The following is a 14,495-nucleotide window of genomic DNA, read 5'->3' as shown; positions in this document are numbered from 1 at the left end:
CGGGCGATCTATCCATGACCAGGTTGAAGGTGTGGTAACACACACTGGAGGACCGAACCCACTCCCGTTGAAAAGGTAGGGGATGAGTTGTGGATCGGAGTGAAAGGCTAATCAAGCTCGGAGATAGCTGGTTCTCCTCGAAAGCTATTTAGGTAGCGCCTCGTGTATCGCTTCTGGGGGTAGAGCACTGTTTCGGCTAGGGGGTCATCCCGACTTACCAACCCGATGCAAACTCCGAATACCAGAAAGTGCAAGCACGGGAGACACACGGCGGGTGATAAGGTCCGTCGTGAAAAGGGAAACAGCCCAGACCGTCAGCTAAGGTCCCCAAATCTATGCTCAGTGGGAAACGATGTGGAAAGGCCCAGACAGCCAGGAGGTTGGCTTAGAAGCAGCCACCCTTTAAAGAAAGCGTAATAGCTCACTGGTCGAGTCGGTCTGCGCGGAAGATTTACCGGGGCTAAGCATAGTACCGAAGCTACGGATTTACGCGTAAGCGTGAGTGGTAGAGGAGCGTTCTGTACGCCTGCGAAGGTCGATTGAGAAGTCGGCTGGAGGTATCAGAAGTGCGAATGCTGACATAAGTAACGATAAAGGGAGTGAAAAACTCCCTCGCCGAAAACCCAAGGTTTCCTGCGCAACGTTAATCGACGCAGGGTTAGTCGGCACCTAAGGCGAGGCCGAAAGGCGTAGTCGATGGAAAACAGGTTAATATTCCTGTACCGGATGTAACTGCGATGGGGTGACGGAGAAGGCTATATCAGCTGACGGTTGGAAGTGTCAGTTTAAGCAGGTAGGCAGGACTCTTAGGCAAATCCGGGAGTCTATATGCTGAGAAGTGATGACGACTCTGCTTGCAGAGGAAGTGATAGATGCCCAGCTTCCAAGAAAAACCTCTAAGCTTCAGGTTACATGCGGCCGTACCCTAAACCGACACAGGTGGGTGGGATGAAAATTCTAAGGCGCTTGAGAGAACCCAGGTGAAGGAACTAGGCAAAATGATACCGTAACTTCGGGAGAAGGTATGCCGTTGATAAGTGAAGTCCCTCGCGGATGGAGCGTAAGGCGGTTGCAAAAAATCGGTGGCTGCGACTGTTTAGCAAAAACATAGCACTCTGCAAACACGAAAGTGGACGTATAGGGTGTGACGCCTGCCCGGTGCTGGAAGGTTAATTGATGGGGTTATCTTCGGAGAAGCTCTTGATCGAAGCCCCAGTAAACGGCGGCCGTAACTATAACGGTCCTAAGGTAGCGAAATTCCTTGTCGGGTAAGTTCCGACCTGCACGAATGGCGTAACGATGGCCACACTGTCTCCACCTGGGACTCAGTGAAATTGAAATCGCTGTGAAGATGCAGTGTACCCGCGGCTAGACGGAAAGACCCCGTGCACCTTTACTATAGCTTGACACTGGACTTTGAACCTACTTGTGTAGGATAGGTGGGAGGCTGTGAAGCCCCGGCGCCAGCCGGGGTGGAGCCAACCTTGAAATACCACCCTGGTATGTTTGGAGTTCTAACCTCGACCCGTGATCCGGGTTAGGGACAGTGTCTGGTGGGTAGTTTGACTGGGGCGGTCTCCTCCCAAAGAGTAACGGAGGAGCACGAAGGTACCCTCAGCCTGGTCGGAAATCAGGCAATGAGTGCAAAGGCATAAGGGTGCTTGACTGCGAGACGGACAAGTCGAGCAGGTACGAAAGTAGGTCTTAGTGATCCGGTGGTTCTGTATGGAAGGGCCATCGCTCAACGGATAAAAGGTACGCCGGGGATAACAGGCTGATACCGCCCAAGAGTTCATATCGACGGCGGTGTTTGGCACCTCGATGTCGGCTCATCACATCCTGGGGCTGAAGCAGGTCCCAAGGGTATGGCTGTTCGCCATTTAAAGTGGTACGCGAGCTGGGTTCAGAACGTCGTGAGACAGTTCGGTCCCTATCTGCCGTGGGCGTTTGAGATTTGAGGGAAGCTGCTTCTAGTACGAGAGGACCGAAGTGGACGAACCTCTGGTGTTCCAGTTGTCCTGCCAAGGGCATTGCTGGGTAGCCACGTTCGGACAGGATAACCGCTGAAAGCATCTAAGCGGGAAGCCCCTCCCAAGATGAGATCTCACTGGGACTATAAGTCCCCTGAAGGGCCGTTGGAGACGACGACGTTGATAGGCACGGTGTGGAAGTCCAGTAATGGGCGTAGCTAACGTGTACTAATTGCCCGTGAGGCTTGACCATATAACACCCAATGCGTTTGGGTCAGTTGACAAAAAGCTGAAAGCTGAGAGAACCACCGCATACAGATTTCCATGAAGACAGGTTAAGGCTAAAGCCCCACCCTGTGCATGACGGTTGAGTCCAAAGGACGTCAGCCAACACCGTTTGCTTGGTGACCATAGCGAGCGTGAACCACCCGATCCCATCCCGAACTCGGAAGTGAAACCGCTTTGCGCCGATGATAGTGTGGCAGTTTGCCATGTGAAAGTAGGTCATCGCCAAGCTCCAAAACCAAAAGCCCATTCAGCTTTGAATGGGCTTTTTTTATGTCTTTTCATAAGCCTCATGTTTCCCAGAGTTCAGCATCTATGAAAACTTTCTTAAATAAAAGCTCGGTTACCAATCTGATATCCTTATTGGTCATAGCTATAGGTTATGTCAGCCCCTTGTATCCTGACGTCATTAAAGCAGTTGGTTTTTTTGCTTTTTCGGGAGCCATTACCAACTGGCTGGCTATTCACATGTTGTTCGAAAAAGTACCGTTTTTGTACGGATCAGGGATCATTCCGGCACGGTTCGAAGAGTTCAAAGCCTCGATTAAAAACTTGATGATGGAACAGTTTTTCACTGCGGATCACATTGAGCAGTTTATCGAGAACGAAGAAAAACAAGGTGGAAAAGTGTTAAATCTTGGCCCGCTGTTGAATGCCGTTGACTACGATAAAGTCTATGAAGGATTGGTATCGGCTATCATGAATTCTTCGTTTGGTGGCATGTTGATGATGATGGGCGGTGAAGATGCATTGCTGCCGCTGAAGCAATCTTTTATCGAGAAAATGCAACACACATTGACCGACATGGTGGAGTCGGAGCGTTTCAAACATGCATTACAGCAAGGTCTGAATGCTCATAAAATCAGTGAAGATTTAACCAGTAAAATCGAAGTGGTGATTGATAAGCGCCTTGCCGAATTGACACCGCAAATGGTCAAAGAAATCGTGCAAGCCATTATCAAAAAACACTTGGGTTGGTTGGTGGTTTGGGGAGGTGTATTTGGTGGCTTATTGGGCGCGCTGTTTGGTTTTGCTTGATTTTTGTCATGAAGCCGGTTGAACTCGTATTCGAAAGTCACGGAAATCCCGATCACTGTCCCGTGGTAATCCTGCACGGTTTTTTGGCATCTTCCAAAAATTGGCGTACCGTGGCTAAGCGATTGGCAGAGAAGCATCATGTATATGCATTGGACATGCGAAATCATGGCGCTTCTCCCCATAGCGAACATATGAATTACCCATTGATGGCGGATGATGTCCTGGCATTTTTGAATAAATTAGGCCTGCATAAAGCACATCTGCTGGGGCATAGCATGGGAGGCAAAGTGGCGATGTCGTTTGCCTTGTCCTATCCAGAGCGTGTCGAAACATTAATGGTCGCTGACATTGCTCCGATCAGTTATAACCATAGCTTTGATAACATGATTGAAGCCCTCAAGCAGTTGCCGTTGGCGCATATCAATAATCGAAAAGAAGCCGATCATTTTTTGGCCGAAGCTATTCCAGACTTGGCCTTTCGTCAGTTTTTGTTGCAGAATTTGCAGCTCCGGGACGGTGCTTATTATTGGCGAATCAACCTGGATTATATCCGGGCCACGGCGCACAACATCGTCGGTTTTCCTGATATGGTTGGCCAATCATTCGGACAAAAGACCTTGTTCATTGCTGGACAGCATTCGGCATATATTCAGCAAGAAGCGGTGTTTAAATTCTTCCCTCATGCGGAAATCGTTGAAATTCCCAATACCGGGCATTGGCTATATGTCGAGGCTCCCGATGTGTTTTGTCAGCTGGTCAGCGATTGGGTGACGAACGCTTAGTTTGGCTCATTATGTTTAGCAGTTCCTCTGTATACGGGGAAAATGTATTTAAGCCGATAGACTTACGCACATGCTGAATTTTTTGTGTAGGGTTGGCGAACATGAAAATGCTGTCAGATGCCATCCTATTCGTAAACAAACGGATAGCTTCGACTTGGCGACAACTTGCCTGAAAATATAAAACCTTGTGTTAAAATCACTGATTAGCACACTCATAGTGCGAATGGCTGAGATGTGGTCACATGGCCCTATCACTTAACGGCTGATATTCGATTTTGTCATTGGTTTTTTCTTAACTTTAACTTCTACACGCTCATGAACAAACCTAAAAAAGTTGCAATACTGACAGCAGGCGGCTTGGCGCCTTGTTTGAATTCCGCAATCGGTAGTTTGATCGAACGTTATACCGAAATCGATCCTAGCATAGAAATCATCTGCTATCGCGGCGGTTATAAAGGCCTGTTGCTGGGCGATTCTTATCCAGTAACGGCCGAAGTGCGTAAAAAGGCGGGTGTTCTGCAACGTTTTGGCGGTTCTGTGATCGGCAACAGCCGCGTCAAATTGACTAATGTCAAAGACTGCGTGAAACGCGGTTTGGTCAAAGAGGGTGAAGATCCGCAAAAAGTCGCCGCTGATCAATTGGTTAAGGATGGTGTCGATATTCTGCATACCATCGGCGGCGATGATACCAATACGGCAGCAGCGGATTTGGCAGCATTCCTGGCCAGAAATAATTACGGACTGACCGTCATTGGTTTACCTAAAACCGTCGATAACGACGTATTTCCGATCAAGCAATCACTAGGTGCTTGGACTGCCGCCGAGCAGGGCGCGCGTTATTTCATGAACGTGGTGGCCGAAAACAACGCCAACCCACGCATGCTGATCGTACACGAAGTGATGGGCCGTAACTGCGGCTGGCTGACGGCGGCAACCGCACAGGAATATCGCAAATTACTGGACCGTGCCGAGTGGTTGCCGGAATTGGGTTTGACTCGTGAATCTTATGAAGTGCACGCGGTATTCGTTCCGGAAATGGCGATCGACCTGGAAGCCGAAGCCAAGCGTCTGCGCGAAGTGATGGACAAAGTCGATTGCGTCAACATCTTCGTTTCTGAAGGTGCCGGTGTCGAAGCTATCGTCGCGGAAATGCAGGCCAAAGGCCAGGAAGTGCCGCGCGATGCGTTCGGTCACATCAAACTGGATGCGGTCAACCCTGGTAAATGGTTCGGCGAGCAATTCGCGCAGATGATAGGCGCGGAAAAAACCCTGGTACAAAAATCGGGATACTTCGCCCGGGCTTCTGCTTCCAACGTTGACGACATGCGTTTGATCAAATCGTGCGCCGACTTGGCGGTCGAGTGCGCGTTCCGCCGCGAGTCTGGCGTGATCGGTCACGACGAAGACAACGGCAACGTGTTGCGTGCGATCGAGTTCCCGCGCATCAAGGGCGGCAAACCGTTCAATATCGACACCGACTGGTTCAACAGCATGTTGAGCGAAATCGGCCAGCCTAAAGGCGGTAAAGTCGAAGTCAGCCACTAAGGCTGGCGTAAGGGGCGGATTCTTCCGCCCCCCTCTCTTTCAAAGTCCTAACTCGCTCAAGCCGGGATGTTCGTCTGGACGCCGCCCCAACGGCCAGTGGAACAGGCGCTCTTCAGGTTTTATCGGTAAATCGTTGATGCTGGCGAAGCGTCGTTGCATCAAGCCATATCCATTGAATTCCCAATTCTCGTTGCCATAACTGCGAAACCAGTTGCCGGCATCGTCGTGCCATTCGTAGGCAAAGCGTACCGCAATTCGATTGCCGGTCGTTGCCCATAATTCCTTGATTAAGCGGTAATCCAGTTCTTTGGCCCATTTGCGTTGTAAAAAGGCATGCACTTGAGCACGGCCGACCGGAAATTCGGCGCGGTTCCGCCAAATCGTGTCTTCGGTATAGACTTGCACTACCCGGTCGGGATCTCGGCTATTCCAGGCATCTTCCGCCATGCGCACTTTTTGCGCGGCGGATTCCAGGGTGAAAGGTGGCAGCGGTGGTTTTGTCTCCATCAACTTCTCCGGATAAGGATGTAGGGATTTGGCATCTCTTTATTGCACGACATTTCAAATGTGCTTGCTCTTACTTCATGAACCGGCTTTTTCCTGATCAGCATTTAGTTCAAGACAAATCGCCGCCAAATGAATTTTTCTATGCCGACCATGGTGTACACAATCAGTCCTGCACCGATGATCAATAGCCAATCTTCCCGGTCGATTGCGGCGCTACCGAAAAGCGCCTGCATGGGTGGCCAATAGGTAAACAGCAATTGCAACAGCGTCATGCTGACAACGCCGAAGATAACCCATAGGTTGGAAAACAAGCCGACATGGAACATCGAATAATTCAATGAGCGGCAGTTGAACAGGTAAAACAGCTCACAGAATACGAATACATTGACGGCGATCGAGCGTGCCACGGCCAGGGATTTGCCTTGAGCCAATGCATATTCGAACAAGCCGAACGCCCCTGCCAATAGCAAGACGCCAACCAGACAAATCCGAAAAACCAAATGCTTGGTCAGAATAGGCTGTTTGGGGTCGCGCGGCTGTCTGTCCATCAGTTCGGGCTCCTTGGGTTCGAACGCCAGCATCAAGCCCAATAAAACGGCCGTGGTCATGTTGATCCAGAGAATTTGCAGCGGAGTGATGGGCAAAGCGACATTGGCGAATACCGCAGCAGTGATGACCAAACCTTCGCCGAGATTGGTCGGCAAGGTCCAGGCGATGAATTTGACCAAATTATCGAACACGCCGCGACCCTCTTCGACGGCAGCCTCAATGGTGGCGAAATGATCGTCGGTCAAAATCATCGCCGCCGCTTCCTTGGCGACTTCGGTGCCGCCCAAACCCATCGCCACGCCTATGTTGGCTTGCCGTAGGGCCGGTGCATCATTGACACCGTCGCCTGTCATTGCCACCACATGCCCCTTGCTTTGCAAGGCTTCTACCAGCTTCAGTTTTTGCTCCGGAGCAATGCGGGCGTAAACGGAACATTCCTCTACTAGCTGAGGATACTGACTTTCGTCTATGGCTTGCAGTTCGGCGCCACTGATGACGCGTTCGGTTTGGCGCATGCCCAGTTGGCGGGCGATGGACAAGGCGGTGATGGGGTGGTCTCCGGTGATCATTTTGACTTGAATACCGGCGCGATAGCAGGCCGCAATAGAGGCGGCGGCTTCTGGCCTCGGCGGATCGATCATGGCTTGTAAGCCCAAAAAGGTCAGGCCGGTGCAGACTTCCTCGTGTTGAACCTCGTTGTCGCCGTGTTTGCAACGGGCAAATGCCAAAACTCGCAAACCCTTTGCCGCCATGGCTTCGACTTGGCGCTGGAGGGAGGCATTGTCGAGCGGCACGCTTTGCATTTGTGGGTCAAACATGTCCACGCAACGTGGCAGCAAGCTTTCCAGCGAGCCTTTCAGATATACATGACGAGCATCCTGAGCCAGGTTGTGATGCAACGTGGCCATGAACTGATATTGCGACTCGAAAGGTATGGCATCAAGCCTGGGGTGACTGGTACTGACACTAGCGTGGTGCAGACCGGCTTTGTGAGCCGCTACCAATAAAGCGCCTTCGGTTGGATCACCCTCGATCCGCCAATGATCCAGGTCGGCTACCAAGCGGGCATCGTTACACAATAGACCCGCTTTGAGGCATTCCAGCAATGTGGGGTGCTTGTTTGGATCGATTTCTTTGCCGTTTTGCTTGAAGCCACCTTCGGGCGTATAGCCACTACCGGTTACCTCGTAATACTCGCTGCCAGTGTAAATCGCCTGTACCGTCATCTGATTTTGGGTCAGTGTGCCGGTTTTGTCGGAACAGATTACCGTGGTGCTGCCCAGTGTTTCTACCGCGGGCAGTTTACGGATGATGGCATGGCGTTTGGCCATGCGAGAGACGCCGATGGCCAGCGTAATGGTGATCGCGGCCGGCAAGCCTTCGGGTATCGCGCCCACCGCCAAGGCGACCGAGGCCATGAACATGTCCAGCATCGATTGGCCGCGCCAGACGCCGACGGCAAAGGTGATTACGGCGCAATCGACGATGACCCACAGCAACAATTGACTGAATTGGCTGATTTTTTGGGTCAATGGCGTTTCCAGATCCGTAGCGCTGGCGATCATGCGATTGATCAGGCCGATTTCGGTGCGATCGCCGGTTTCCACGACGACACCGAGTCCGCTGCCATACGTGACCAAGGTGGATGAATAAGCCATGTTATTACGGTCAGCCAACACCGTGGCGGTGTCGAGTAGGCCGATTTGCTTCTCCACAGGCACCGACTCGCCAGTCAGCGCCGATTCGTCGATTTGCAATTCCCGGATTTGCAGTAAGCGTAAGTCGGCAGGAACCTTGTCACCGGACTGTAAAAACACGATATCGCCTGGGGTCAATTCGCTGGCCGATATCTGGCGCCGCTGGCCAGCACGCAATACCGTGCTAGAGATGTTGAGCCCCTGCGCCAAAGCATTGATGGCCCGCAGGGCATTGGCTTCCTGAATGAAGCCAATGATTGCGTTGACAATGACGACACCGAATATGACGCTGCTATCGACCCATTCTTGCAAAAAAGCGGTAATCGTTGCGGAAATGATCAGGATGTAAACCAGGGGTTGATGGAATTGCAGCAGAAACAGCAGCAAAGGGTTTTTGCCTTTGCGCGGTGTCAGTTTGTTTTGGCCGTAAGTTTCAAGGCGTTTTTGAACTTCCGTTTCGCTCAAGCCTTGTTGAGCTTCGACCTGCAACGTTTTTAGCAGTTCTTCTGCGGACAGACTGTGCCAGTCGGTTTTCTGCGGTTTCATCGTGGACTCCGTTATGGGTAAGACAACCTAGCGCTCATGGCTTGCAAGGTTATACGTATGTATCATGAATTTGAAACAAAAAATTTACACTTGTCTCCCCAATGCGGATGGGGTTATAGTCAATCTCAAGGTCAAAACCTTATTTTAAAAAACAAAAACAACAAATTGGAGGGGGCTATGGGTGGTGTAATTGAACTTTGGATTTGGATGCTGGTGATTGCCTGTTTTGCGTTCGCGCCGTTGGGCTACTTTATTTATATGTACACCATGAAAAATGGCGAACCGTTTGGCGACATCGAGCCGCATGGCGATAGTGAGTCGGCTGTTTTGAACGTGGCCGGCAAAGTGATCAACATGGCTAAGGGATTGATCGGCAAAAAATAATCGCTGCCGATCGCCAAAACCGAAAAGCCGGGAATTTCCCGGCTTTTTAGTATCCACTGCTTTATCGATTGCCGCAGGTAGGGCAGGCCGGATTTTTTTTCAGGCGCAAGGTTTGCCATTCCATTGTCAGGCCGTCCAGTAATAGCAAGCGGCCGGTCAGATTTTCCCCGATAGCCATGATCAGTTTCATCGCCTCCAGGGCCTGAATGCTACCTATGATACCCGTGATTGGCGCAATCACACCATTGCGGGCGCAGTTTTGTAATTCCTCGCCGTCGCTTTGATACAGACAGTTATAACAAGGGCTGTCGTTGATGCCGGGCGTGAAGACGCTGATTTGGCCTTCAAAGCGAATCGCCGCACCGGAAACCAGGGCCGTTTCGCGCTGAACACAGGCGCGATTGATTGCGAAGCGCGTAGCGAAATTGTCGCTGCAATCCAACACTACATCGGCGGTGGCCACTTCTTCAAACAATAACTCATCCTGCAAGCGCGCCTTGCGCGCATGCACTTGCACGTCCGGATTGATTTTTTTCAGTGTATTGAGGGTTGAAATAACTTTATCCAGCCCTATATCGGAGGTGTCGTGAGCAATCTGGCGTTGCAAATTGGTTAAATCGACTTGGTCGTCATCATAAATCGTGATCTGACCGACACCCGCCGCGGCCAGATACATCGCGGCCGGTGAGCCGAGTCCGCCGGCGCCAACGATCAATATCCTGGCATCGAGAAGTTTTTGCTGACCGGCAATATCGACTTGCGGCAGCATGATTTGGCGGCTGTATCGGAGTAGTTGTTGGTCGTTCATGGTGAAAGGTGTGATGAGGTCAATGGAGATGATGCCAAAGAGCTTGACAGAGTGCAAAACCCCGATATTATTAGCACTCATTGCGAGAGAGTGCTAATAACTTATTTGAACTTAAACATTAATCTACATTAAGGAGACATTGATGAAAATTCGTCCGTTACATGACCGTGTCGTCGTAAAACGTGTTGAAGAGGAAACCAAAACCGCTGGCGGTATCGTGCTGCCAGGTTCTGCCGCGGAAAAACCCAGCGAAGGCGAAGTATTGGCAGTCGGTGAAGGCAAAGCGTTGGACAACGGCCAAGTCCGCCCCATGGCAGTGAAAGTCGGTGACAAAGTGTTGTTCGGTAAATATTCCGGCACCGAAGTCAAAGTCGATGGTGAGCAATATATCATCATGCGTGAAGACGACATCATGGGCATTTTGGGCTAATCGCAACGACTGTTTATCAATTACTTAATCGTTAAAGGAACAAGAAATGGCAGCAAAAGACGTAAAATTTGGTAGCGACGCGCGCACATTGATGGTTGCGGGTGTAAACATTTTGGCTAACGCAGTGAAAGTCACTTTGGGTCCTAAAGGCCGTAACGCAGTTCTGGATAAAAGCTTCGGCGCACCAACCATCACCAAAGACGGTGTTTCCGTTGCGAAAGAAATCGAATTGAAAGACAAATTCGAAAACATGGGGGCGCAAATGGTGAAAGAAGTCGCCTCCAAGACTTCCGACGTCGCTGGTGACGGCACCACCACTGCGACCGTTCTGGCGCAAGCTATCGTCAACGAAGGCTTGAAAGCCGTTGCGGCCGGCATGAACCCGATGGACCTGAAACGCGGCATCGACAGCGCGGTAACTGCGGCTGTTGCTGCGATCGAAAAAGCGGCGACGCCTTGCAGCGACAGCAAAGCCATTGCGCAAGTAGGCACCATCTCCGCCAACTCCGACGAATCCGTTGGTGCGATCATCGCCGAAGCGATGGAAAAAGTCGGTAAAGAAGGCGTTATTACCGTTGAAGAAGGCACCGGTCTGAACAACGAGTTGGACGTGGTAGAAGGTATGCAATTCGACCGCGGCTATTTATCTCCATATTTCATCAACAAACAAGAAAGCATGAGCGTCGAACTGGACGATCCTTTCGTGTTGTTGTATGACAAAAAAATCTCCAACATCCGCGAAATGCTGCCGATTCTGGAAGGCGTAGCCAAATCCGGCCGTTCCTTGCTGATCATCGCTGAAGATGTCGAAGGTGAAGCGCTGGCGACGCTGGTGGTCAACAACATGCGCGGCATCGTCAAAGTGGCTGCCGTTAAAGCCCCTGGTTTCGGCGATCGTCGTAAAGCCATGCTGGAAGACATCGCAATCCTGACCGGCGGTACCGTGATTTCCGAAGAAGTGGGCCTGTCACTGGAAAAAGCAGACATCAGCCAGTTGGGTACCGCGAAACGCGTGCAAATCAACAAAGAAAACACCACCATCATTGACGGTGCTGGCGACGAAGGCCAAATCAAAGGCCGCGTGGCGCAAATCCGCGCCCAAGCCGAGGAAGCGACTTCCGACTACGATCGTGAAAAACTGCAAGAACGTCTGGCCAAATTGGCTGGCGGTGTTGCCGTGATCAAAGTGGGCGCCGCGACCGAAGTCGAAATGAAAGAGAAGAAAGCCCGTGTCGAAGATGCGCTGCACTCCACCCGCGCCGCGGTCGAGGAAGGCGTGGTAGCTGGTGGTGGTACCGCATTGATTCGTGCGCTGTCTGCTCTGGACGGCCTAAAAGGCATCAACCACGACCAAGACGTCGGTATCAACATCCTGCGTCGTGCAATGGAAGAGCCTTTGCGCCAAATCGTCACCAACGCCGGCGACGAAGCGTCCGTGGTATTGAACGAAGTCAGAAAAGGTAGCGGTAACTTCGGTTACAACGCGGCGACTGGCGAGTACGGCGACATGATCCAAATGGGTATTCTGGATCCTGCGAAAGTGACCCGTTCAGCGCTGCAAAACGCAGCATCCGTTGCTGGCCTGATGATCACCACCGAAGTTATGGTAGCCGATGCACCGGCTGATAACAAAGCGCCGGCAATGCCTGACATGGGCGGCATGGGGGGCATGGGCGGCATGATGTAATCGCTGCCATAAGCGCTGCTTAAACCGGAAGCCTCGGTGCCTTTTGGCACCGGGGCTTTTTTGTGCGCGTTTATTGGTGTTGGGCTAGACAAAGCCAGGAAAGTTTAGGCAGGAAGCCGGCGGTGGAGAAGAAGAGTTAGTCTGATGTTACTATATCCGCGCCTGACATGAGCAAACAAAGGGTGTGAATTTGACCGCTTTATCGATTTTGATTGCCGACGACAACGAAATGAATCGCTGGCTTTTAGCCGAGCAAATGCATTATTGGAGCGAGGATATTTCGTTGGCACGCGATGGCCAAGAAGCTTGGGAACTGCTGCAGAAAAAACGCTATTCGTTGGTGTTCATCGACGTCAATATGCCGGTGATGAACGGCTACGAGTTGATCAGAAAAATTAAATCCGAGTTGACGGAGCCTGTCGTACCCATGATTGCCGTAACGGCGCATGTGCAAAGCCAGGATAGGCATTTGTTGATAGCAGAGGGATTTAATGATTGTCTGATAAAGCCCATCGTATTGGCGGATTTGCAACGGGTGGTGGCGAAGTGGTGTATGCCTTTTGTCGTGGATAATAGCGATTACTATGCGGATAAGTTGTTGGAAAAAGTGGAGCATAATCGGGAGCTAGGCAGGATATTTCTGCAAAAACTTTTTGCCGAAACTCCCGATCAACTTGCAAGCCTTGAACGGGCCTTGCAAAATCAACAAATTCGGCCGGCGTGGGAGATTGCTCATAAGTTGCATGGTACGTTTTGTTTTTATGGTTTTGCGGATTTTCGTACCTTAGCCAAGCGGCTGGAGCAATTATTGTGGGAGGCAGATTTGGCGAGCGCGATGCGGCAGTTTAAAAAGCTGGCGGCGAAGTTTTCCGATCTACAAAACATGCAAACGAGCTTGCTGCAGCGTCTGAATACAGAAATGGAGCGAGCTACAGATTTGGGGTTCCGCCAAAAATAACCTCGCAATAGTCAAAGGGTGGCATCTCGCGGCATGGACGGCTGATTCAGACCCAGGGAATCCATTCACACGCCTGGTGGGCAGCCTTTCTGGCCGAAAGGAGAGATACTCCCGTAAGCCGACCTTGGCAAGTCATGCTCAGTCAAGTCCTTGTTACATGCTTTGCGTTTGTGATTTTTGAAGGCGATAGCAGAAACATGCTTTAAATTTTGCCCAATCTGGTCTAGTCTTGGACTCTTTATGATTTCGAAGAACTACAAAGGCAATTCATGGCTGACTTGACCGCGTTACTGAACGAAATTTCATCCGATAAGCCCTGCGGGGATTATCTGGAATACGATCCCGCTTACCTCGAGCTCGGCAAAGACATACAGGGAAAACCGGAAGATCCGATCAGTGGCGAAAAAGCCCAGCCGCCTAATTGGCGCGACATACAAAAACAAGCATTGGTCATTTTGCAGCAGAGCAAGGATTTGCAGGTTGCCATTTATTTAATTCGTGCGCTGATTAACTTGGAAGGCATAACGGGGTTTCACGGCGGATTGACGCTGCTATATGAATGGCTGGAAAAATATTGGGATCATATCCATCCCGTGTTGGATCCGGATGATGGTTTCGATCCGACCGCGCGCATCAACATCCTTGAGGAGCTGAATAATTTTGAATCGGTATTGTGGCCTTTGACTCAGGCGGCATTGGTAGACTCCAAATCGATTGGCCGTTTTAGCCTGCGCGACATTCATATTGCCACTGACAAGGTAGAGCCACCGCCAGGCGTGGCGAAAGCCGAAACGAGCATGATCAAAGCGGCTTTTCTGGGGGCGCCAAAAGAAGATGTCTTGGCAACCTATCAAGCCATCGTTGATAGTGCTAGCATGATTCAACGATTGGATGCGCTGGTCGGAAGCAAGGTGGGTATTGAAAATGGCCCAGACTTATCCGGGTTGGCCGCATTGCTGAAAGAAATGCATTATGTATTCGATCAATTTGCCGAACTGGATTCAGGCGAATCGGACGCAATATCCAGTGATGAGCAAGCGGATAGCGAGGCCCCCCTGTCAACCCCCGCCCGGAAACCGGCCGCAATCGGGACTATCGGCTCTCGACAGGATGTTTTGAAAACCCTGGATTTGATTTGTAAGTATTATGCGGAAAATGAACCCTCAAGCCCGGTTCCCATTTTACTGCAGCGGGCAAAATACCTAGTGACGGCGGATTTTATGCAAATTGTGCAAAATCTGGTGCCGGATGGCCTGTCCCAGCTTAATATGCTCAAAGGCCCCGAGCCAGACGTAGACTAAATAAAAAC

Annotated in this window: 11 protein-coding genes and 2 rRNA genes (1 of these 13 running past the window's edge); 10 read left to right on the top strand and 3 right to left on the bottom strand. The window is 51.0% G+C overall.

Going from position 1 to position 14,495, the window contains the following annotated elements:
• From NM686_RS17970 to NM686_RS17950, 5 genes are all read left to right on the top strand, one after another.
• A 23S ribosomal RNA gene (locus tag NM686_RS17970) occupies positions 1 to 2,223 on the top strand (it extends 668 nt beyond the left edge of the window).
• A gap of 147 nt (positions 2,224 to 2,370) precedes the next feature.
• Positions 2,371 to 2,486 (top strand): 5S ribosomal RNA (gene rrf / locus NM686_RS17965).
• An 84-nt stretch (positions 2,487 to 2,570) separates the two neighbouring features.
• Positions 2,571 to 3,293: a DUF445 family protein gene (locus NM686_RS17960; RefSeq protein ID WP_255189217.1), complete on the top strand. Its 723-nt coding sequence runs from the start codon at positions 2,571 to 2,573 to the stop codon at positions 3,291 to 3,293.
• An 8-nt stretch (positions 3,294 to 3,301) separates the two neighbouring features.
• Positions 3,302 to 4,075, top strand: a complete 774-nt coding sequence (locus NM686_RS17955) for an alpha/beta fold hydrolase (RefSeq protein WP_255189216.1) — start codon at positions 3,302 to 3,304, stop codon at positions 4,073 to 4,075.
• A 315-nt stretch (positions 4,076 to 4,390) separates the two neighbouring features.
• On the top strand, positions 4,391 to 5,620 hold the full coding sequence (locus NM686_RS17950) for a pyrophosphate--fructose-6-phosphate 1-phosphotransferase (protein WP_255189215.1): 1,230 nt from the start codon (positions 4,391 to 4,393) through the stop codon (positions 5,618 to 5,620).
• A 39-nt stretch (positions 5,621 to 5,659) separates the two neighbouring features.
• On the opposite strand, the gene NM686_RS17945 is transcribed toward NM686_RS17950, so the two are convergent.
• Together NM686_RS17945 and NM686_RS17940 are read right to left on the bottom strand one after the other, a co-directional pair.
• Positions 5,660 to 6,127, bottom strand: coding sequence for a nuclear transport factor 2 family protein (locus NM686_RS17945; protein WP_255189214.1), 468 nt, complete (start codon positions 6,125 to 6,127; stop codon positions 5,660 to 5,662).
• Positions 6,128 to 6,231: 104 nt separating this feature from the next.
• On the bottom strand, positions 6,232 to 8,919 hold the full coding sequence (locus NM686_RS17940; RefSeq protein WP_255189213.1) for a cation-transporting P-type ATPase: 2,688 nt from the start codon (positions 8,917 to 8,919) through the stop codon (positions 6,232 to 6,234).
• Positions 8,920 to 8,976: 57 nt separating this feature from the next.
• On the opposite strand from NM686_RS17940, the gene NM686_RS21745 reads away from it, so the two are divergent.
• A complete protein-coding gene (locus NM686_RS21745) occupies positions 8,977 to 9,303 on the top strand; it encodes a hypothetical protein (protein ID WP_255189212.1) in 327 nt (108 codons plus the stop codon).
• 61 nt (positions 9,304 to 9,364) lie between these two features.
• Here the strand turns inward: NM686_RS21745 and NM686_RS17930 are convergent, their stop codons facing one another.
• Positions 9,365 to 10,111 (bottom strand): HesA/MoeB/ThiF family protein, encoded by a 747-nt coding sequence (locus NM686_RS17930; protein ID WP_255189211.1) that lies wholly within the window; start codon positions 10,109 to 10,111, stop codon positions 9,365 to 9,367.
• Between the two features lie 142 nt (positions 10,112 to 10,253).
• On the opposite strand from NM686_RS17930, the gene groES reads away from it, so the two are divergent.
• The 4 genes from groES (at position 10,254) to tssA (ending at position 14,487) form a co-directional block, all read left to right on the top strand.
• On the top strand, positions 10,254 to 10,541 hold the full coding sequence (gene groES, locus NM686_RS17925; RefSeq protein ID WP_269021880.1) for a co-chaperone GroES: 288 nt from the start codon (positions 10,254 to 10,256) through the stop codon (positions 10,539 to 10,541).
• Positions 10,542 to 10,587: 46 nt separating this feature from the next.
• The gene (gene groL, locus NM686_RS17920; RefSeq protein ID WP_255189209.1) at positions 10,588 to 12,228 is read left to right on the top strand and encodes a chaperonin GroEL; all 1,641 of its coding nucleotides are present in this window, start codon (positions 10,588 to 10,590) and stop codon (positions 12,226 to 12,228) included.
• A gap of 184 nt (positions 12,229 to 12,412) precedes the next feature.
• Positions 12,413 to 13,186, top strand: a complete 774-nt coding sequence (locus NM686_RS17915; RefSeq protein WP_255189208.1) for an Hpt domain-containing response regulator — start codon at positions 12,413 to 12,415, stop codon at positions 13,184 to 13,186.
• 269 nt (positions 13,187 to 13,455) lie between these two features.
• Positions 13,456 to 14,487, top strand: a complete 1,032-nt coding sequence (tssA, locus tag NM686_RS17910) for a type VI secretion system protein TssA (RefSeq protein WP_255189207.1) — start codon at positions 13,456 to 13,458, stop codon at positions 14,485 to 14,487.
• Positions 14,488 to 14,495: the final 8 nt, after the last annotated feature.

The organism is Methylomonas rapida (assembly GCF_024360925.2).
Classification (GTDB): Bacteria; Pseudomonadota; Gammaproteobacteria; order Methylococcales; family Methylomonadaceae; genus Methylomonas; species Methylomonas rapida.
Note: the sequence above shows the minus strand (reverse complement) of the source record. Positions and strands in the feature narration are given on the sequence as shown.